17 protein-coding genes and 1 tRNA gene are annotated in these 20,200 nt (G+C 71.7%); 10 read left to right on the top strand and 8 right to left on the bottom strand.

Going from position 1 to position 20,200, the window contains the following annotated elements; translation table 11 throughout:
• Positions 1-57 precede the first annotated feature (57 nt).
• From ABD236_RS10075 to pth, 5 genes are all read left to right on the top strand, one after another.
• Positions 58-132 (top strand) — tRNA-Gln (locus ABD236_RS10075).
• 176 nt (positions 133-308) lie between these two features.
• The gene (glmU, locus tag ABD236_RS10070) at positions 309-1,757 is read left to right on the top strand and encodes a bifunctional UDP-N-acetylglucosamine diphosphorylase/glucosamine-1-phosphate N-acetyltransferase GlmU (RefSeq protein ID WP_344072613.1); all 1,449 of its coding nucleotides are present in this window, start codon (positions 309-311) and stop codon (positions 1,755-1,757) included.
• Positions 1,758-1,874: 117 nt separating this feature from the next.
• Positions 1,875-2,849, top strand: a complete 975-nt coding sequence (locus ABD236_RS10065) for a ribose-phosphate diphosphokinase (RefSeq protein ID WP_067159963.1) — start codon at positions 1,875-1,877, stop codon at positions 2,847-2,849.
• 197 nt (positions 2,850-3,046) lie between these two features.
• Positions 3,047-3,637: a 50S ribosomal protein L25/general stress protein Ctc gene (locus tag ABD236_RS10060; protein WP_344072610.1), complete on the top strand. Its 591-nt coding sequence runs from the start codon at positions 3,047-3,049 to the stop codon at positions 3,635-3,637.
• Between the two features lie 89 nt (positions 3,638-3,726).
• Complete coding sequence (pth, locus tag ABD236_RS10055; RefSeq protein WP_344072608.1) at positions 3,727-4,320, top strand: aminoacyl-tRNA hydrolase; 594 nt, start codon at positions 3,727-3,729, stop codon at positions 4,318-4,320.
• A 67-nt stretch (positions 4,321-4,387) separates the two neighbouring features.
• On the opposite strand, the gene ppc is transcribed toward pth, so the two are convergent.
• Complete coding sequence (gene ppc, locus ABD236_RS10050) at positions 4,388-7,117, bottom strand: phosphoenolpyruvate carboxylase (protein ID WP_344072605.1); 2,730 nt, start codon at positions 7,115-7,117, stop codon at positions 4,388-4,390.
• 218 nt (positions 7,118-7,335) lie between these two features.
• Between ppc and ABD236_RS10045 the strand changes: the two genes are divergently transcribed.
• From ABD236_RS10045 to ABD236_RS10035, 3 genes are all read left to right on the top strand, one after another.
• Positions 7,336-8,364, top strand: a complete 1,029-nt coding sequence (locus ABD236_RS10045) for an acyl-CoA desaturase (protein WP_344072603.1) — start codon at positions 7,336-7,338, stop codon at positions 8,362-8,364.
• Positions 8,364-9,062, top strand: a complete 699-nt coding sequence (locus ABD236_RS10040) for a TetR family transcriptional regulator (protein WP_344072712.1) — start codon at positions 8,364-8,366, stop codon at positions 9,060-9,062. Before ABD236_RS10045 ends, ABD236_RS10040 begins: the two co-directional genes overlap by 1 nt.
• Before the next feature lie 282 nt (positions 9,063-9,344).
• Positions 9,345-11,051 carry an FG-GAP-like repeat-containing protein gene (locus tag ABD236_RS10035; protein ID WP_344072601.1) on the top strand — a complete coding sequence of 569 codons (1,707 nt, stop codon included), beginning with the start codon at positions 9,345-9,347 and terminating at the stop codon, positions 11,049-11,051.
• Between the two features lie 60 nt (positions 11,052-11,111).
• On the opposite strand, the gene ABD236_RS10030 is transcribed toward ABD236_RS10035, so the two are convergent.
• Positions 11,112-12,113 carry a methyltransferase domain-containing protein gene (locus ABD236_RS10030; RefSeq protein ID WP_344072599.1) on the bottom strand — a complete coding sequence of 334 codons (1,002 nt, stop codon included), beginning with the start codon at positions 12,111-12,113 and terminating at the stop codon, positions 11,112-11,114.
• Between the two features lie 131 nt (positions 12,114-12,244).
• Here ABD236_RS10030 and ABD236_RS10025 point away from each other — a divergent pair, with 131 nt between their 5' ends.
• On the top strand, positions 12,245-12,742 hold the full coding sequence (locus ABD236_RS10025) for a MarR family winged helix-turn-helix transcriptional regulator (protein ID WP_067159986.1): 498 nt from the start codon (positions 12,245-12,247) through the stop codon (positions 12,740-12,742).
• On the opposite strand, the gene ABD236_RS10020 is transcribed toward ABD236_RS10025, so the two are convergent.
• Positions 12,701-13,468 carry a LuxR C-terminal-related transcriptional regulator gene (locus tag ABD236_RS10020; RefSeq protein WP_067159989.1) on the bottom strand — a complete coding sequence of 256 codons (768 nt, stop codon included), beginning with the start codon at positions 13,466-13,468 and terminating at the stop codon, positions 12,701-12,703. The two genes, ABD236_RS10025 and ABD236_RS10020, sit on opposite strands and share 42 nt — an antisense overlap.
• 239 nt (positions 13,469-13,707) lie before the next feature.
• On the opposite strand from ABD236_RS10020, the gene ABD236_RS10015 reads away from it, so the two are divergent.
• Entirely contained in the window at positions 13,708-14,148 is a 441-nt protein-coding gene (locus ABD236_RS10015) for a GNAT family N-acetyltransferase (RefSeq protein WP_344072592.1), read from the top strand.
• A gap of 94 nt (positions 14,149-14,242) precedes the next feature.
• Here ABD236_RS10015 and galK read toward each other — a convergent pair whose 3' ends face one another.
• From galK to ABD236_RS09990, 5 genes are all read right to left on the bottom strand, one after another.
• On the bottom strand, positions 14,243-15,388 hold the full coding sequence (galK, locus tag ABD236_RS10010; RefSeq protein ID WP_344072590.1) for a galactokinase: 1,146 nt from the start codon (positions 15,386-15,388) through the stop codon (positions 14,243-14,245).
• Entirely contained in the window at positions 15,385-16,359 is a 975-nt protein-coding gene (gene galE / locus ABD236_RS10005; RefSeq protein WP_344072588.1) for a UDP-glucose 4-epimerase GalE, read from the bottom strand. Before galE ends, galK begins: the two co-directional genes overlap by 4 nt.
• Positions 16,356-17,405, bottom strand: coding sequence for a galactose-1-phosphate uridylyltransferase (gene galT, locus ABD236_RS10000; RefSeq protein ID WP_344072586.1), 1,050 nt, complete (start codon positions 17,403-17,405; stop codon positions 16,356-16,358). Before galT ends, galE begins: the two co-directional genes overlap by 4 nt.
• Before the next feature lie 147 nt (positions 17,406-17,552).
• Entirely contained in the window at positions 17,553-18,227 is a 675-nt protein-coding gene (locus ABD236_RS09995; RefSeq protein ID WP_344072583.1) for a helix-turn-helix transcriptional regulator, read from the bottom strand.
• Between the two features lie 262 nt (positions 18,228-18,489).
• Positions 18,490-20,200, bottom strand: a 1,711-nt coding sequence (locus tag ABD236_RS09990; protein WP_344072581.1) for an outer membrane protein assembly factor BamB family protein, incomplete at its 5' end; no start/stop codon positions are given.

The raw sequence follows: 20,200 nt of genomic DNA, 5'->3' as shown, positions 1-20,200 counted from the left end.
ATAGTGTGGGGTGCCGATCCGGTGACCTGACGCAATGTCCGGTCGAACCGGTTTCCATCCCCCGTGGTGTAATTGGCAGCACTGAGGCTTTTGGTGCCTTATGTCCGGGTTCGAGTCCTGGCGGGGGAGCCAGCGCAGTTCGGGTCCTGACCACTTCGGTCGGGACCCGGTTGTTTTTCCCTGCTCTTCCCGTCGCTCCCCTTCGGTTTCTCCTCCCGTTCCCCTTCTGCCGACCCTCCCGGCATTTCGGCCCCGAAACCCCCCGGTATCCTGCGGATGTCCACCACACAAAGCCGAAAGGCATTCCCGTGAGCGCCAATCGCCCGGCAGCCGTCGTCGTCCTCGCAGCGGGTGAGGGCACCCGTATGAAGTCGGCCACCCCCAAGGTCCTGCACGAGATCTGCGGGCGCTCGCTCGTCGGCCACGTCGTGGCGGCCGCCCGCGAGCTCGACCCCGAGCACCTCGTCGTGGTCGTCGGCCACGCCCGCGAGCAGGTCTCCGCCCACCTCGGCGCGATCGACGCCTCGGTGCGCACCGCCGTCCAGTACGAGCAGAACGGCACCGGCCACGCGGTCCGGATGGCGCTGGAGGAGCTGGGCCAGTCCATCGAGGGCACCGTCGTGGTGGTCTGCGGCGACACCCCGCTGCTGACCGGCGACACCCTGGCGGCCCTGACCCGTACGCACGAGGAGGACGGCAACGCCGTCACCGTGCTCACCGCCGAGGTCCCCGACTCGACCGGCTACGGCCGGATCGTGCGCGACGGCGCCTCGGGCGCGGTCACCGCGATCGTCGAGCACAAGGACGCCACCGACGAGCAGCGGGCGATCCGGGAGATCAACTCCGGTGTCTTCGCCTTCGACGGCGCGCTGCTCGCGGACGCGCTCGGCAAGGTCCGCACCGACAACAGCCAGGGCGAGGAGTACCTCACCGACGTGCTGGGCATCCTGCGCGAGGCCGGGCACCGCGTCGGCGCCTCGGTCGGCGGGGACCACCGCGAGATCCTCGGCATCAACAACCGCGTCCAGCTCGCCGAGGCCCGCCGCCTGCTCAACGACCGCCTCCTGGAGCGCGCGATGCTCGCGGGCGTCACCGTCGTCGACCCGGCCACCACCTTCGTGGACGTGACCGTCACCTTCGAGCAGGACGCGCTGGTCCACCCGGGCACCCAGCTGCTCGGCTCCACCCACCTGGGCCGCGGCGCCGAGGTCGGCCCCAACTCCCGGCTGACCGACACCTCGGTCGGCGCGGACGCGCGCGTGGACAACACCGTCTCGTACGACTCCGAGGTCGGCGAGGGCGCGTCGGTGGGCCCGTACGCCTATCTGCGCCCGGGCACCCGCCTCGGCGTCAAGGCGAAGCTCGGCACCTACGTCGAGACCAAGAACGCCACGATCGGCGAGGGCACCAAGGTGCCGCACCTGTCGTACGTGGGCGACGCGACCATCGGCGAGTACACGAACATCGGCGCGGCCAGCGTCTTCGTGAACTACGACGGCGAGGCCAAGCACCACACCACGATCGGCTCGCACTGCAAGACGGGCTCGGACAACATGTTTGTTGCTCCTGTCACAGTGGGGGACGGCGCCTACACCGCGGCCGGGTCCGTCATCACCAAGGACGTGCCCGCCGGCTCGCTGGCCGTCGCCCGTGGCCAGCAGCGGAATATCGAGGGCTGGGTGGCCCGCAAGCGGCCGGGCAGCGCGGCCGCGCAGGCGGCTGCGGCCGCCTCCGAAGAGGCCGTTGGCGAAAACTGACCGGAAACATCTGCGCCTGTCACGGCGTACCGTGATAGACGCACACGATTCGGCTGGCTCGTCGCCAAGGGACCGCGCGGGCTCAGCAGCAGAAGACACCTCTGAGGAGACAGTGCTGTGACCGGGATCAAGACGACCGGCGAGAAGAAGCTGATGCTCTTCTCCGGCCGCGCCCACCCCGAGCTGGCCGAGGAGGTCGCGCACCAGCTGGGCGTCGGCCTCGTGCCCACGAAGGCCTTCGACTTCGCCAACGGCGAGATCTACGTCCGCTTCCAGGAGTCGGCGCGCGGCGCGGACTGCTTCCTGATCCAGAGCCACACGGCTCCGATCAACAAGTGGATCATGGAGCAGCTGATCATGATCGACGCGCTGAAGCGCGCGTCGGCCCGCTCCATCACGGTGATCGTGCCGTCGTACGGGTACGCCCGCCAGGACAAGAAGCACAAGGGCCGCGAGCCGATCTCCGCGCGGCTGATCGCGGACCTGCTGAAGACGGCCGGCGCCGACCGCATCCTCACGGTCGACCTGCACACCGACCAGATCCAGGGCTTCTTCGACGGCCCGGTCGACCACCTCACCGCCCTGCCGGTCCTCGCGGACTACGTGGGCGCCAAGGTCGACCGCTCCAAGCTGACGATCGTCTCCCCGGACGCCGGCCGGGTGCGCGTCGCCGACCGCTGGTGCGACCGTCTGGACGCGCCGCTGGCGATCGTGCACAAGCGCCGCGACAAGGACGTCGCCAACCAGGTGACCGTCCACGAGGTCGTCGGTGACGTCAAGGGCCGCGTCTGCGTCCTGGTCGACGACATGATCGACACCGGTGGCACCATCTGCGCCGCCGCCGACGCCCTGTTCGCGCACGGCGCGGAGGACGTCATCGTCACGGCCACGCACGGCATCCTGTCCGGCCCCGCCGCCGACCGTCTGAAGAACTCCAAGGTCAGCGAGTTCGTCTTCACGAACACCCTGCCCGACCCGGCCGACCTGGAGCTGGACAAGGTCACCGTCCTGTCCATCGCCCCGTCGATCGCCCGCGCGGTCCGCGAGGTCTTCGAGGACGGCTCGGTCACCAGCCTCTTCGAAGAGCAGTAGGCAGCCCTCCCGCCCAGGGGCGGGAGAAGATCCTTTTGGGTGCGGCCTCCCGGCCGGGTAGACTCATCGAGTTGCTCGGCGAGGGAGGCCGTACCTGTTGGGGTACGGCGGTCCGTTATCGACGCGCTCTTCGTAGCAGGCCAGTCGTGGCCGGGTAACCAGCCACCTTTATCCACCTGCTTATACGAGGAGTGCACATGTCCGAGGTCAAGCTCGCCGCCGAGGTCCGCAAGTCGTTCGGCAAGGGCGCCGCCCGCAGCATCCGCCGTGAGAACAAGGTTCCCGCGGTCGTCTACGGTCACGGCTCCGAGCCGGTCCACGTCACCCTGCCGGGCCACGAGCTGCTGCTCGCCCTGCGTACCCCGAACGTCCTGCTCTCCCTGGACATCGACGGCAAGAACGAGCTCGCGATCCCGAAGGCCGTCCAGCGCGACGCCATCAAGGGCTACCTGGTCCACGTCGACCTGCTGCTCGTCAAGCGCGGCGAGAAGGTCACCGTCGAGGTCCCGGTCGAGACCGAGGGCGACCTGGCCCCCGGCAGCTTCCTGGTCGAGAACGTGCTGAGCACCCTCACCGTCGAGGCCGAGGCCACCCACATCCCGACCTCCTTCACCGTCTCCATCGAGGGCCTGGAGGCCGGCGCCTCCATCCACGCCAAGGACGTCGAGCTGCCCAAGGGCACCACGCTGGCCATCGACCCCGAGGCCGTCGTCATCCAGATCCTGGCCGCGCAGGCCGAGGAGCCGGCTGCCGAGGGTGCCGAGGGCGACGAGGCCGCCGAGGCCTGAGCCGTACGCTCTGCCTGACGGGGTGGCGGGCCACTGCGGCCCGCCACCCCGTTTTTTCCTGTCGGCACGCGAGGAGAGACGCAGCACAGATGACCACGGAAGCGAACGCCCCCTGGCTGGTCGTGGGGCTCGGCAACCCCGGCCCGGAGTACGCGGGCAACCGGCACAACGTCGGCTTCATGGTGGCCGACCTGCTCGCCTCGCGCATCGGCGGCAAGTTCAAGGCCCACAAGGCGCGCGCCCAGGTCGTCGAGGGCCGGATCGGCCCGGCCGGGCCGCTGAACCGCCGGGTGATCCTCGCCAAGCCGCTCTCCTACATGAACCTCTCCGGCGGCCCCGTCACCCAGCTGCGCGACTTCTACAAGGTGCCGGTCGAGAACATCGTGGCCGTCCACGACGAGCTGGACATCGACTACGGGGTGCTGCGCCTCAAGCTCGGCGGCGGCGACAACGGCCACAACGGCCTCAAGTCGATGACCAAGTCGTTCGGCCCGGACTACCACCGCGTCCGGTTCGGCATCGGCCGCCCGCCCGGCCGGATGCAGGTCGCGGACTTCGTCCTCAAGGACTTCTCCTCGACCGAGCGCAAGGAGCTCGACTACTTCGTGGACCGCGCGGCCGACGCCGTCGAGGCGCTGGTCATCGAGGGCCTTGAGCGGGCCCAGTCGACGTACAACTCCTAGCGCGCGTACGTACGAGAAAGCCCCGGTGGCCGATCGGCCACCGGGGCTTCGCCGTACCCGTGCGGGGTCAGCCGGTGTTGCGCAGGCCCGCCGCCACACCGTTGACGGTCAGCAGCAGCGCCCGGGCGAGCAGCGGGTCGGGGCTCTCGCCACGCTCCGCCTCGGCCCGCTGGCGGGCCAGCAGGGACACCTGGAGGTAGGAGATCGGGTCCAGATAGGCGTCCCGGATCGCGAAGGTCTGCTGGAGCACCGGGTGCGAGTCGAGCAGCTCCTCGCCGCCGGTGATCCGCAGCACCTCGCTGACCGTGAGCGCGTGCTCGGCCTCGATGTCCGCGAAGACGTGCTTGAGCTCGTCCGGCACCAGCGTGTCGACGTAGTGGCGGGCGATCCGCAGGTCCGTCTTGGCCAGCGTCATCTCCACGTTGGAGATGAAGTTCCGGAAGAAGTGCCACTGCTCGTGCATCTCGTCCAGCACGGTGTCCAGACCGGCCTCGCGCAGCGCCTTGAGGCCCGAGCCCACGCCGTACCAGCCGGGCACGATCTGCCGCGACTGGGTCCAGCCGAACACCCACGGGATGGCCCGCAGCCCGTCCAGGCCCGCGCCGGAGTCCGGGCGGCGCGAGGGGCGCGAGCCCAGGTGCAGCTCGGCGAGCTGGTCGACGGGGGTGGAGGCGAAGAAGTACGCGGGCAGGTCCGGGTCCTCGACCAGCCTGCGGTAGGCCGCGTGGGCGGCGTCGGAGACCGTGTCCATCGCCGCGTCCCAGCGCGCCAGCGCCTCGTCGGACTGGCGCGGGGCGGTGTGCAGGGCGGACGCCTGGAGCGTGGCGGCCACCGTCAGCTCCAGGTTCTCCCTGGCCAGCGAGGGGATGAGGTACTTGTCGGAGATGACCTCGCCCTGCTCGGTCACCTTGATCTCGCCCTCGAGGGTGCCCCACGGCTGCGCCAGGATCGCGTCGTGCGAGGGGCCGCCGCCGCGGCCGACGGTGCCGCCGCGGCCGTGGAAGAGCCGCAGCCGTACGCCGTAGCGGTGGGCCACGTCGCGCAGCCGGCGCTGGGCGCGGTGGATCTCCCACTGGGAGGTGGTGATGCCGCCGAACTTGGAGGAGTCCGAGTAGCCGAGCATGACCTCCTGGACGTCGCCGCGCAGCGAGACCAGCCGGCGGTACGAGGGGTCGGCCAGCATCTCGTCGAGGATGACGTCGGCGGCGCGCAGCTCGTCCGTGGTCTCCAGGAGCGGCACGATGCCGATCTTCGCCCAGCCCGCGTGCAGATCGACGAGCCCGGCCTCGCGGGCGAGCACGGCCGCCGCGAAGACGTCGTCGGCGCCCTGGCACATCGAGATGATGTACGACTCGATCACCTCGGGGCCGAACCGCTCGAAGGCCTCCTTGATCGTGCCGAAGACGCCCAGGGTCTTCTGCCCGGCCTCGTCCAGCGGGGCGGGCGTGGGGGCCAGCGGGCGCCGCGAGCGGAGCTCCTTGGCGAGGAGCCGCTGGCGGTACTCGCGCGGCATGTCCGCGTACCGCCAGGACTCCTCGCCGAGGCGGTCGAAGAGCTGGCCGAGCGCGTGGTGGTGCGCGTCGGCGTGCTCGCGTACGTCCATGGTGGCGAGCTGGAGGCCGAACGCGGCCAGCGTGCGGATCGTCCGGTCCATCCGGCCGTCGGCGAAGAGCGCGCCCCGGTGGGCGCGCAGCGACGTCTGGATCAGGGTGAGGTCGGCGAGCAGCTCGGAGGTGCCCAGGTAGTCGCGGCCGGGGCGGTGCGGGCTGCCCTCGGCGAGCCGCTCCTTGGTGTTGACGAGCTTCTGGCGCACACAGGTCGCCTTGAGCCGGTAGGGCTCCTCGGCGTTGAGCCGCTTGTAGCGGGGGCTGATCTCGGGCAGCGCCTCCAGGTCGGCCTGGAGCGAGGCGAGGAGCTCCTCGGTGGCGCCCGCGTACCGGATCGAGTTGGAGAGCAGCCCGCGCAGGAAGTCGATCACTTCCAGCGCGTCGTTGATGCCGTGCTCGTGCTGGAGGATCAGCACGTCCCAGGTGACCTGCGGGGTCACATTGGGGTTGCCGTCGCGGTCGCCGCCGATCCAGGTGCCGAAGGTGAGCGGGCGGGTGCCGGCGGGCAGCTCGACGCCGACCCGCTCCAGCTCGGCCGCCAGGTCCTCCAGGACGTCGCCGACCGCGTTCGCGTGCAGCTCGTCGAGGTAGTAGATGGCGTTGCGGGCCTCGTCGGCGGGCTCCGGGCGGACCACCCGGAGCTCGTCGGTCTGCCAGATGAGGTCGATGTTCTCGGCGAGCCGCAGGTCGTGGCGGCGCCGGTCGGCCTCGGTGACGGGGGTGTCGAGCAGGGCCGCGATGCGGCGCAGCTTGTTCAGGACGGAGCGGCGGGCCGCCTCCGTGGGGTGCGCGGTGAAGACCGGGCGCACATTGAGGTTCTTGACCGTCTCGCGCAGGTGCTCGGGGTCGGCGTCCTTGAGCATGTCGGCGGTGCGGGCGAGCAGCCCGCCCTCGGCCGCCCGGTGGGCGCGCAGCTCACGGCCGCGGTGCACCTGCTCGGTCACATTGGCCAGGTGGAAGTAAGTGGAGAAGGCCCGTACGAGCTTGGCGGCGGTCTCCACCTCGGTGCCGCCGAGCAGCTCGGCGGCTGCCTCGCCGTCCGTACGGGTGAGGGCGCGCACGCGCTCGACGAGCTCCAGGAGCTCGGGCCCTTCCTGGCGGACGAGCGCCTCGCCGAGGAGGTCACCCAGTCGGCGGATGTCGGCACGCAGCTCGGGGCTGGCGGCGGGGGTCTGGTCGGCACTGCTCACAGGTGCGGCTCCTTGCAGTGTTTGAGCACGTCTGGAGGGGTACTGGAGGCTTGCGGACCGCGCTGTCCGACGAGACACAGGATAGGTGTCCATGCGCGCGACGCGGTCCACTGCCCTCTTGTACGGCGCTGCGGCACTGCCATACTTACGTCGCCGTAGGTTACGGGTCCGTAGCCAGGCCTCTTGTCTTCCTCTCTCACCCCGCTGGGGGACTCCGCATGACCACAAGCCCCGACCTCATCGATCCGGCCACCGAACCGCCGGGCTCCTCCGCGACCCGCGGGGGCGAGAGCAAACGGTCCGTCGAGCAGCTGGCGCTGCTGCTCTTCATCGTCGTGCCCTTCGTGGCGCTGCTCGCCGCGGTACCGCTGGCCTGGGGCTGGGGCGTGAGCTGGCTGGACCTCGGCCTGATGGTGTTCATGTACTACCTGGGCTGCCACGGCGTCACCATCGGCTTCCACCGCTACTTCACCCACGGCTCGTTCAAGGCCAAGCGCCCGCTGCGGATCGCGCTCGCGATCGCCGGGTCGATGGCGGTGGAGGGCCCGCTGGTGCGGTGGGTGGCGGACCACCGCAAGCACCACAAGTTCTCCGACGCGGAGGGCGACCCGCACTCCCCGTGGCGGTTCGGCGAGACGCTGCCCGCGCTGATGAAGGGCCTCTGGTGGGCCCACATCGCATGGATGTTCGACGAGGAGCAGACCTCGCAGGAGAAGTACGCACCGGACCTGATCAAGGACCCGGCGATCCGCCGGATCTCGCGCGACTTCGTCTACTGGACGATCCTGTCGCTGGCCATCCCGCCGGTCGTGGGCGGTCTGGTGACGATGTCGTGGTGGGGCGCGTTCACCGCGTTCTTCTGGGGCTCGCTGGTCCGGGTCGCGCTGCTGCACCACGTCACCTGGTCCATCAACTCCATCTGCCACGCGGTCGGCAAGCGCCCCTTCAAGTCCCGCGACCGCTCCGGCAACGTGTGGTGGCTGGCGGCCCTGTCGTGCGGCGAGTCCTGGCACAACCTGCACCACGCGGACCCCACCTCGGCCCGGCACGGGGTGATGCGCGGCCAGATCGACTCCAGCGCCCGGATCATCCGCTGGTGCGAGCAGCTGGGCTGGGCGTACGACGTGCGCTGGCCCACCGAGGCCCGCCTGGAGGCCAAGCGCAGCGAGCCCGGCGCCCCCTCCGGGCGCGCGGTCAAGGCCCCTGAGGAGAGCGCCCGTAAGGAGAAGGCCGCAGAGGCGGCATGATGGAGGACGTGGCGACCGACTCCAGCACCACCCGTACGACCAGCGGCAACGGCTCGGCGGGCACCGAACGACCCCGACGGACCCGCCGTACCCGGATGACGGGAGCGGAGCGCCGGGAGCAGTTGCTGGACATCGGCCGCACGCTCTTCGCCGAGAAGGGCTTCGAGGGCACGTCGGTGGAGGAGATCGCGGCGAAGGCCGGGGTCTCCAAGCCGGTGGTCTACGAGCACTTCGGCGGCAAGGAGGGGCTGTACGCGGTGGTGGTCGACCGCGAGATGCGCTCGCTCCTGGACGGGGTGACGGGCGCCCTGACGGCGGGGCACCCGCGCGAGCTCCTGGAGCAGGCCGCGTTCGCGCTGCTCGACTACATCGAGAAGTACACGGACGGCTTCCGCATCCTGGTGCGGGACTCCCCCGTGGCGCAGTCCACCGGCACCTTCGCCTCGCTGATCTCCGACATCGCGACCCAGGTCGAGGACATCCTCGGCCTGGAGTTCAAGGCGCGCGGCTTCGACCCCAAGCTGGCTCCGCTGTACGCGCAGGCGCTGGTCGGGATGGTCGCGCTGACCGGGCAGTGGTGGCTGGACGTGCGCAAGCCCAAGAAGGCGGAGGTCGCGGCCCACCTGGTGAACCTGGCGTGGCACGGCCTCGACGGGCTGGAGCAGAAGCCGCGGCTGATAGGGCACCGCAAGAGCTGAGGCGCGGTGGCGGGTTCCGAATGATCTCGAATGGGTCGCGAGTTTCACTCGTGGCCCATTTTCCACTTCAACCACCCGTGCATCAGCTGTAGGCTTCACGCACATTCCCGGGGGGGATTTTGGGCATTCCTTCGCGAGCGGCCACGCGTGCCTCAACGTCTGTGTGACGCGCTGCGTGTGGGCCCCGCGAGGAATGGCCCCGCGTGCTCCGATTTTCGCGTGAGCCGCGATGAATTCGACCCGGTTCCACCCGCATATTCCCTGGGGGGAATTTTGTCTTCTGTGCGCACCTTGCGCCCCGGCCGCCTCGCGGCCTGCACCGCCCTCGCGCTCTCGGCCGGCATGCTGCTCGCGGGCACGGCGTCGGCCGACGAGGCGCCCGTGGCGCCGAAGGCGACCGTCGAAGCCGCCAAGCCGTCCGTCGGCAAGCCCTCGGGCGCGCTCCCGCAGCGGGTCCACCGCTCGTCGGCGGCCGCCGCCCCCACCGCCGCCAAGCCGCGCCTGGACCTCAACAAGGACGGCTTCTCGGACGTGCTCTACCGGGGCGTCGACGGCCAGACGTACCTGGAGACCTGGACCGAGAAGGACAACCCGGCGTTCGCCAACTCCTTCGGCGCCTACAAGGAGATCGTCACCCCGGGCGACCTGGACGGGAACGGCAGCGCCGAGGTGCTGACCGTACAGCCGGACGGCACGCTCTCGCTCTACGCCGACGTCACCAGCAGCGGCTCCTCCTACCCGACCTGGACGGGCGGCGGCTGGAACGCCTACAACAAGGTCGTCGGCGCGGCCGACCTGACCGGCGACGGCAAGGGCGACCTGCTGGCCCGCACGCCGGGCGGCGACCTGTACCTGTACCCGGGCAAGGGCGTCTCCGCCGGTGACCCGTTCGCCGGCCGCGTCAAGGTCGGCGGCGGCTGGCAGGGCTACGACCAGCTGGTCGGCGCGGGCGACATGAACGGCGACGGCTTCGGCGACGTCGTGGCCCGCACGCCCGGCGGCGACCTCTACTTCTACGCGGGCACCGGCGACGCCGGCGCCCCGCTGAAGTCGCGGGTGCGCATCGGCGGCGGCTGGGGCGCGTACAACCAGCTCATCGCGCTGGACGACGGCGACAACGACGGCTACGCCGACATCGCGGCCCGCAGCACCGGCGGCACGCTGTACTTCTACGGCTCCGACGGCAAGGGCAACTTCAAGGACCGCAAGCTGATGGGCACGGGCTGGGAGTACACCCAGGCCTTCAGCGGTACGGGCGCCAACGCGACCCCGGTGAAGAACGGCGTCATCGGCCGCGACACCAAGGGCACGCTGTGGCACTACTACACCGAGTACAACGGCCAGTTCTCGCAGCGCTTCAAGGCCAGCCAGGACGGTGACTTCGCCAACGCCCGCCGTCTCGCCTTCGCGGCCTCGATCAGCGGCGGCCTCTACGGCGACCTGCTCCAGTGGGACGACGGCCACCTCTACATCGGCGTCAACCTCAGTGACGCGGGCGGCGGCTGGGGCGGCTTCAACACCCTCGTCGGCCCGGGCGACCTGAACAACGACGGCAAGAACGACCTGCTGGCCCGCGACGGCTCGGGCACGCTGTACCTCTACCGGGGCTACGGCAACGGCTACCAGTTCTCCTCCCGCCTGACGGTCGGCGGCGGCTGGAACGCCTACGACAAGATCGTCGGCGCCGGTGACCTCACCGGGGACGGGCTCACCGACATCGTCGCGCGCACCGGCGACGGCAAGCTGTACCTGTACCCGGGCACCGGCGTCTCCACCTCGCCGTTCAAGTCCCGGGTGTACGTCGGCCCCGGCTGGCAGCAGTTCAAGAACATCGCCGCCCCCGGCGACCTCAACGGCGACGGCCGTGCGGACCTGGTCGCCACCAACTCGCGCGGCGAGGCGTTCCGTTACGAGTCGAACGGCTACGGCGGCTTCAAGTCCCGGGTGAAGCTGGGCGACGGCTGGAACACCTACCGCGACCTCTTCTAAGAGCGCCGAACACGGTTCCCCGCGTCCCTCCTGGGACGCGGGGAACCGTCGTTTCCCAGGTCAGCGGTCCTTCCTGCGGGCGACCGCGAAGATGCGGCGGAACGGGAAGACCGTGCCGTGCGGGCCCGGCGGGTACGCGCGGCGCAGCAGGTCGCGGTATTCGGTGAGGAAGGCCTCGGTGGCCTCCTCGTCGTCGCCGAGCGCGGTCAGGGCCGGGCGCAGGGCGGTGCCCTTGACCCAGTCCAGGACCGGGTCCTCGCCGGCCAGCAGCTGGGAGTAGGTGGTCTCCCAGACGTCCGCCTCGCAGCCCAGGTCGGTCAGGCGCAGCAGATAGTCGGCGGGGTTCAGGATGTGCACATAGCGCCGCCCGTGGTCGCCCAGGCGGGCGCGCCAGCGGGGCGACTCGCAGAGCTCGCCGAGCAGGGCGTGGCTGGGCGAGGTGAAGTTGCCGGGGACCTGGAAGGCCAGGGTGCCGCCGGGGGTGAGGCCGTCGATCCAGCAGGCGAAGGACTCGGGGTGGTTGGGGACCCACTGGAGGGCCGCGTTGGAGACGATCAGGTCGTAGGGCTCCTCGGGCGTCCAGTGCGCGAGGTCGGCGGGCCGGAAGTCCAGCCAGCCGCCGCCGGGGGTGGTGCCCGCGTGGTCCTTGTCGGCCTGGGCGAGCATCTCGGGCGAGAGGTCGAAGCCCGTGATCCGGGCGTCCGGCCAGCGGTCGGCGAGCAGTGCGGTGACGTTTCCCGGGCCGCAGCCGAGGTCGGCGATCCGGGCGGGCGGACGGGTGCCGGGCCCCGGGTGGAGGCCCGGGGTGCGCGGGGCGCCCACGCCCCGGGCGCCGGGTGCGCCGGCGGCGGCCGTGTCGGCGGCGGCCGCGCCGGCGGATCCCGGCAGCGCCGGGATCCTGGCGAGCAGGTCGAGGAACGGCCGGGTGCGATGGCCGGAATGGTGCAGGTACTGCTGCGGATCCCAGACGGGAGCGGGCAGCGGGGCGGACGTCCGGGCGGACGCGCCGGTGGACTCCCGGGGCGCCGTCTCGACGGACTCCGGGACGAAATCGGAATGCATGTTCGAGCCCCCTTGCAGGTACGGCTGACCAAAACGGAACAGGGTCCCGGGCCCTCCATGCCCAATGGTGGGGGTTTATATATCTTGACGTCAAGAGACTTCATGTCGACAGACCCTCTACACTGATCGACATGGAGGACGAGGTCGACCGACTGGTCTCAGCATGGCGCCGCGAGCGCCCGGACCTCGACGTGGAGCCGCTGGAGGTGCTCAGCCGCGTCAGCAGGCTGGCGCGCCACCTCGACCGGGCGCGCAGACTCGCCTTCTCCGAGCATCAGCTGGAGCCCTGGGAGTTCGACGTCCTGACGTCGCTGCGGCGCGCGGGCGCGCCCTACCAGCTCTCTCCCGGGCAGCTGCTCACCCAGACGCTCGTCACCTCGGGCACGATGACCAACAGGATCGACCGGCTCGCCAAGAAGGGCCTGGTCGAGCGGCTCCCCGACCCCAGCGACCGGCGCGGGGTCCTGGTCCGCCTCACCCCCGAGGGGCGCGACCGCGCGGACCAGGCGCTGGCCGGGCTCCTGGAGCAGGAGCGGGCCATCCTGGCCCAGCTGTCGCGCACCCAGCGGGGGGAACTCGCGGCGCTGCTACGCCAGTTGACCGCCCCGTTCGACAACATCCCCGGCTAGGTCGACCGGGCCGACCCCGGCCCGGCGCGCCAGGGCGACGGCGGCCAGCGTGGAGTGCACACCGAGCTTGCCCAGCACGTTCTGCATATGCGTACGGACCGTGTGCGGGGAGAGGAAGAGGCGCTCGGCGACCGCCTTGCGGCCGAGGCCTGCGACCATGCACCGCAGCACCTCGCGCTCGCGCGGGGTCAGCGACTCGACCAGCCGCTCGCTCTCGGTGCGGTGCTTGCGGGCGGCCGTCAGCTCGCGCAGCACGCCGGTGAGCAGCGCGGGCGGCAGATGCGTCTCGTCCCGCAGCACTCCTCTGATCACCGCCAGCAGGCGCTGGAGCGAGCAGTCCTTGGCCACCCAGCCGGACGCGCCCGCCTGGAGCGCCAGCGCGGCGCGGCGCGGGTCGTCCTTCTCGGCGAGCACCACCGTACGTACGGCGGGCTGGCCCGAGCGGACCCCGGCGACCAGCGAGATGCCGTCCACCAGGCCGTCGGCGCCGCCGCCGTCCGGCACGGCCCGGGCCACCGGGGCCCCGGCCAGCGCGCCGAGGTCGGCGTCGACGAGCATCACGTCGAAGCGGCGGCCCTCGGAGGCCCCCCGCTCCAGACAGCGCAGCGCGGCCGGACCGCTGCCGGCGGCCGCGACGTCGACGTCCGGCTCGGCCGCCAGGGCGGCGGCCAGCGACTCCGCGAAGATTCGGTGGTCATCCACCACGAGAACCCGGATACGAACCACAGACACCCCCATGCGTCGGGGAACGGACCGGTCAGGGCACGGCGCCCGGAAGGGGAAAGCGCAGTCGCGCGGCCGCCGCCGTGGACTGACCGGTACCCCACCCCGGGCGTCGTACCCGACTGTCTCGCCCCCTGATCAACACCGGCCCCCACCGGTGCTGTGCTTCAGAGTAGGGCCGTGGGCCGCAAGCGGAAGGCAATTTGCAGAACTGATTGACCGGGTTGTTTAGGGTGTGGCCCATGTTTCGTTTTGAGACGGAAGTGGACAAGGCGCGACGGATTCTGCTGGGCCAGCGGCTCACGGACACCAATACGGAGGCCTCTTCGGCACTGCGGGCCCTGCGGGGCACCCCGGGCGAGAGGGAACAGCCGCTGCACGTCTGGGCGATGGACGAACGGGGCGGCCTCGCGGGCGGCCTGACCGCCCGCACCTGGGCCTCCTGGCTGCTGGTGGACCTGCTGTGGGTGGACGCTGCCCACCGGGGCGCGGGCCTGGGCGCCCAACTCCTGTCCCGCGCCGAGGAGTCGGCCCGCACGGACCGCTCCTGCGCCTACGCCCGCGTGGAGACCTGGGACTTCCAGGCGCCGGGCTTCTATCGCCGGCAGGGGTACGAGGTGGTGGGCGAGGTGCCCGACTACCCGCCGGGCGTCACGGAGTTCATCCTGACCAAGCGGCTTTGACCACTCGGTACGGGCCGACAACCAGGGGCGCGGGGAACTGCGCGACCAGCCCCCACCGGCCCGCAGTCGAAGGACGACGCATCGGGCGGCCTGCTCAGCGCAGCCTTCGCGCCCCCGCCGACGGGAGCGCCTCGAAGACCCGGGGCGCGGTGTGCCCGGCCGCGGCGAACGCCTCCTCGACCGACTTGGTGACCGTGTCCACCGCCGCCGCCTCCACCAGGACGACCGCCGAGCCGCCGAAGCCGCCGCCCGTCATCCGCGCGCCGAGCGCCCCGGCCGCCACCGCCGAGGCCACGACCAGGTCCAACTCGGCGCAGGAGACCCGCAGATCGTCCCGGAGCGAGGCATGGCCCTCGGTGAGGACCGGGCCGACCTCCCTCGGCTCGCCCGCCGCCAGATGTGCCGCGACCCGCTCCACCCGCTCGTTGTCGCTCACCACATGGCGTACGCACCGGCGAACGGTTTCGGAGTCGAGCCTGGCCAGCGCGGCGTCGAGGCGCGCGTACGGAATCTCGCGCAGGGCGCGCACTCCGAGCGCCCGCGCGCCCGCCTCGCAGGCGGCGCGCCGGTCGGCGTACGCGCCGTCTCCGAGCGCGTGCTTCACCCGGGTGTCCACCACCAGGAGCGCCAGCCCGTGCGCGGCGAGGTCGAAGGGGACCTGGCGCAGCGAGAGGTCCCTGGTGTCCAGGTGGAGCACATGGCCCTCGGCGCAGCAGGCGGACGCGGTCTGGTCCATGATGCCGCAGGGCACGCCCACGAAGGCGTTCTCGGCCCGCTGGGCCAGCCGCGCCAGCTCGGGGCGGGTGAGCCCCAGTCCGTACAGGTCGTTCAGGGCGAGCGCGGTGACGACCTCCAGGGCCGCCGAGGAGGAGAGCCCGGCGCCGGTGGGCACCGCCGAGGCGAGATGGACGTCCGCGCCGGTGACCGGGTGGCCCGCCTCGCGCAGCGCCCAGACCACGCCCGCCGGGTACGCGGCCCAGCCGCCCCCCGCCAGGGGCTGAAGGGCGTCGGCGTCGAGCTGGACGACTCCGCCGGCCACGTCGGCCGAGTGCAGCCGCAGCACCCCGTCGGTGCGCCGGGACACCGCCGCGACCGCCGTGTGCGGCAGCGCCAGCGGCATCACGAAGCCGTCGTTGAAGTCGGTGTACTCCCCGATGAGGTTGACCCGCCCGGGCGCCTCCCAGACCCCCTCGGGCTCGGCCCCGTACAGCTCCCGGAACTCCTTGGCCACGTCGCTCACGCGGGTTCTCCCCTCCGAAGGCGCCGGGCGAAGTCCCAGGCGTCCGCGACGATCCCGGCGAGGTCCGCCCGGGAGGGCTGCCAGCCGAGCCGCTCGTGGGCGCGGGCGGCGGAGGCCACCAGGACCGCCGGGTCGCCCGGCCGGCGCCCGGCCGTGACCTCGGGGACCGGGTGCCCGGTGACCTTGCGGACGGTCTCGATGACCTCGCGCACGGAGAAGCCGTTGCCGTTGCCGAGGTTGCAGATCAGATGCTCGCCCTCGGCCGCCGCGGCCAGCGCGAGCAGATGCGCCTCGGCGAGGTCGGCGACATGGATGTAGTCGCGTACGCAGGTGCCGTCCGGGGTCGGGTAGTCGTCCCCGAACACCGAGATCGACTCCCGCTCGCCGAGGGCGACCTGGAGCAGCAGCGGGATCAGATGCGACTCGGGGTCGTGGCGCTCGCCCGAGCTGCCGTACGCCCCGGCCACGTTGAAGTACCGCAGCGAGACGGCCGCGAGGCCGTGGGCCGCGGCCTCGCCGCTGATCATGTGGTCGACGGCGAGCTTGGAGGCGCCGTAGGGGCTGGTGGCGCCGGTCGGGTCGGCCTCGGTGAGCAGCGCGGAGGCCGGCTCGCCGTAGGTGGCGGCGGTGGAGGAGAACACCAGCGTGCGCACGCCCGCCGCACGCATGGCGTCCAGCAGCGCCATGGTGCCGCCCACGTTGTTCGCCCAGTACTTCTCGGGGCGCGCCACCGACTCCCCCACCTGCGAGAACGCGGCGAAGTGCAGCACGGCGTCATAGGAGGCGTCCAGCCACCGGGAGGCGTCCTGGACACGGCCCTCGATGAACTGCGCCCCGGCCGGGACGGCCTCCCGGAAGCCCGTGGAGAGGTCGTCGAGGACGGTCACCGTGTGGCCCGCCTCCAGGAGGTGGCGGGCCACCACGCTGCCGACATAGCCGGCGCCGCCGGTGACCAGGTACTTCCCGCTCATGTGCTCGCTACCTCTCGCAGTCGCCGGGCCGCGGCCTCCGGCGGCACGTCATTGATGAACACACTCATGCCCGACTCGGAACCCGCGAGGAACTTCAGCTTGCCGGAAGTACGGCGCACGGTGAAAAGCTCCAGGTGCAGGGCGAACTCCCGCCGGTCGGCGGCTTCGGAGAACGGAGCCTGGTGCCAGGCCGAGATGTACGGCGTGGGCGGCTCGGCGTCCCCGAAGATCCGGTCGAAGCGCCTCAGGAGTTCCAGATAGACCTGGGGGAACTCGGTGCGCGCCGCGTCGTCGAGGGCCCTGAGGTCCGGGACGCGCCGCCGGGGGTAGAGGTGCACCTCGTACGGCCAGTGCGCGGCGTACGGCACGAAGGCGACCCAGTGCTCGCCCTCCAGGACGATCCGGACGCCCTCGGCGAGCTCGCGCTCGACCACGTCGTCGAAGAGGTTGCGCCCGCCGGTGGCCTCGCGGTGCTCGGCCAGCGAGCGGAGCATCAGCGCGGTGCGGGGGGTGGTGAAGGGGTAGCCGTAGATCTGGCCGTGCGGGTGGCCGAGGGTGACGCCGATCTCGGCGCCCCGGTTCTCGAAGCAGAACACCTGCTCCACCTGCGGGAGTTCGGCCAGCTCCGCGGTCCGGTCGGTCCAGGCCTCCAGGACGAGGGCGGCCTGCTCCTCGGTGAGGTCGGCGAAGGAGGCGTCGTGGTCGGGGGTGAAGCAGACGACCTCGCAGCGGCCGGAGTCCCCGGCGAGGGAGGGGAAGCGGTTCTCGAAGACGGCCACGTCGTAGTCGGCGGCCGGGATCTCGCTGCGCCGCCCGTCGCGCGAGGGGCACAGGGGGCACTCGTCGGCGGGCGGGTGGTAGGTGCGGCCCTGGCGGTGCGAGGCGATGGCCACCGAGTCGCCGAGCAGGGGGTCGCGGCGGATCTCGGAGGCGGTGGAGACGGGGTCGAGCGGCCGGGTGTCGCTCTCGTCCCGTACGACGTCGTCCCGCGAGTCGTAGTAGAGCAGCTCACGGCCGTCGGCGAGCCGGGTCGACGTCTTCTTCACCTGCACCTCCACCTTCAAACAGAAACAAACATAAAGAACCACGAGCCAACAGCATCAGTCAATGGGCACGACGAAGACGTCCGGACACGGCTGTGGGCGCGACCGCCGCGCGGCCGCGCCCACAGCGCGTACGAGAACAGAGCCGGCTCAGCCCGCCGGAGGGATCGCCCGGTCGAGCAGCCCCGTGCGGGCGGCCAGCGCCGCCGCCTCCAGCCGGGAGCCGACGCCCAGCTTCATCAGGACCCGCTGGACATGGGTGCGCGCGGTGGAGGGGGCGATGCCCATGCCCGCCGCTATCAGCCGGGTGTCCTCCCCGTCCGCCACCCTGACCAGCACCTCGACCTCGCGCGGGGTGAGCATCTGGAGCAGCCGCTGCCCCTCGTCGTCCGGCTGCGCGGCCGGGTTGAGCAGCTCCGCGAAGGCGCCCTGAAGCAGCTGCGGCGCCACCGCCGCCTCCCCGGACCGCGCCTTGACCATGGCGCGTTCCACACCCTCGATGCGCTCGTCGTGCCGTACGTAACCCGAGGCGCCCGCGGCGAAGGCGGCGGCGATCCCGCGCGGGCTGGGCACCGGCCCGAGCACCACCACGGCCACCTGCGGCCGCTCGCGCTTGATCCTGACGACCGGATCGAACACCCCCGGCTCGGCGGGTGTGGCCGTACCCAGCAGACACACCTCCGGCGCCCGGGACACCACCAGCTCGGCCGCCCCGGCGACCGGCGCGGCCGCGGCCAGCACCCGGTGCCCGCGGAGCTTGAGTGCCGAGGCGAGCGCCTCCGCGAGCAGGCGGTGGTCGTCGACCACCATGAGCCGCACGCCCATCGAGCAACCCCCATCCCCCGGGGCACGTTGCCAACTCCCCTGGCCCGGCCCTCCCTGACCCGGCAAGCTACACGCTTGTTCGACGTAGCGCGCCCCCTACCGGTGAGAAGACGCCCGGATTGCCGAAATCCCCGCCATTCAGGACTACTTGGCGAACGAGTGTGTCCGCCCAGGTGAACGCGGCGGCCCCGGCCGCGGAGAGCGCTCCGCGGCCGGGGCCGCCGGGTGGAGAAGTTGACGCCGTACGGGCGGCGCCGCCCGGTCAGCCGGTGGTGCCCAGGCCGATCAGCAGGTACTTCGTCTCGTTGGTCACCGTGCTCGGCTTCATGACCGAGGTCGACGACATGAAGAGCTTGCCCTGGTTGTAGCGGATCTCGCCGTACTCCGGGCCGAACTGCGAGAGCGCGTCGCGCACCGAGGTGTCCGCCGGGTTCTGCAGCAGGACGGTCTGCTTGAAGCTGCCGCCGTCCACGCTCACGATCTGGCTGCCCTTGTCGTACGGGGGCTTCTTGAACGCGATGACGTTGTTGCCGTCCATCCGCAGCGGGTACAGCGAGGAGCCGTCGCCCGCGTCGGCCTTGCCGGGCACCGGCTGCCCGGTGGCCAGGTCGAACGCCATGATCTCGTTGGTGCGGCCGGAGTAGCCGCTGCCGGAGGCGCCGTCGTGCTGCTCGGTGGGGACGTACAGCTTGCCGCCGCCCGCCGCGACCGAGGTGCACTTCTCCACGTCGGTGGAGTCGCAGTCGGCGGCGTACTTGTCGCCCGGCGCCGGGATGCGGGCCAGCAGCTTGCCGGTCTTGTCGTCGATCGAGAAGAAGTCCGAGATCCCGCTGCCGTCGCCCGCGGTGTCACCGACGTCGGCGGCCACGACCAGCGGCTTGGTCGAGACGATGTGCGCGTACTGGACACCGGCCGGCATCTTGTACGAGGACAGCGGCGCGCCCGTCTTCGGGTTCAGCGGCTGGACGGTGACCGTGGGGTTGTCGTAGTCACCGCACTTGCGGACCGCCACCAGCGCCTCGCCGCCGCCGTAGCCGGCGTCCTTGCACTGGTCGGTGGTGACCTTCGGCTGCCACAGCAGCTTGCCCGTGGCCAGGTCCCAGGCGGAGCCGCCGGAGGTGCCACCGGTGGCGACCGTGCCGGCGCCGATGGTGACCTCCTCGTACATCGTCTTGCGGTCGCCCTCCTTGACGGAGTTCGTCCAGGCCAGCTTGCCGGTGGTCAGGTCGAGCACGGCGACCTCGGTGCAGCGCGCGTACTTCTCGCCGGAGGCCTTGGGGCCCTCGTAGACGATCGCCGTCTTGCTGTCGGAGGTGATGTGGCGGGTGGCCGCGCAGACCGCGCCGGGCAGCGGGGTCTTCCACAGCTGGGTGCCCTTGGCGTTGTCGTAGCCGACGATCTCGTTGACGCCCGACTTGGCGTACACCTTGTCGGTCAGCCAGGAGCCGTCGACGTGCACGAGGTCGGTGACCTTGGGCTGCGGCACCTGGAAGAGCACCTTGGAGGTGACGTTCGCCGGCGGCTGCTCCTTGCCGCCGCCCCCGGTGGAGCCACCCTGCTTGCCGCCGTCGGCGCCCTGGGTGGAGCCGGACTTGGACTCGTCCTTCTTGTCGCCGTCCTTGCCCTTGGCGTACCAGATGCCGCCGCCGACGATCAGCGCCACCGCGACGACCGCCGAGACGATGATCGTCATCTGCGCGCTGGGCTTCTTGCCGCCGCCGGGGCCGCCCGGGGCGCCCTGCGGCGCCATGGGCTGGGTGGCGGGCTGGCCGGGGTAGCCGTAGCCCTGCTGCGGCTGGCCCGGATAGCCGTAGCCCGGCTGGCCGGGAGGCGGGGTCTGCGGATAGCCGTAGCCGGGCGGGGTGGCCTGCGGGTAGCCGTAGGCCGGGGCCGCCGGAGCCGTCGGCGGCTGGGCCGGCGGCGTCGGGGGCATCGCCGGGGGCGGCGGCGTCGGGGCGCCGAACCCGCCGGCC

Origin of the sequence: Streptomyces crystallinus, from assembly GCF_039521265.1 — a bacterium.
GTDB classification, from domain to species: Bacteria; Actinomycetota; Actinomycetes; order Streptomycetales; family Streptomycetaceae; genus Streptomyces; species Streptomyces crystallinus.
The sequence above is the reverse complement of the archived record's forward strand: the minus strand, read 5'-3'. Positions and strand labels throughout refer to the sequence as shown.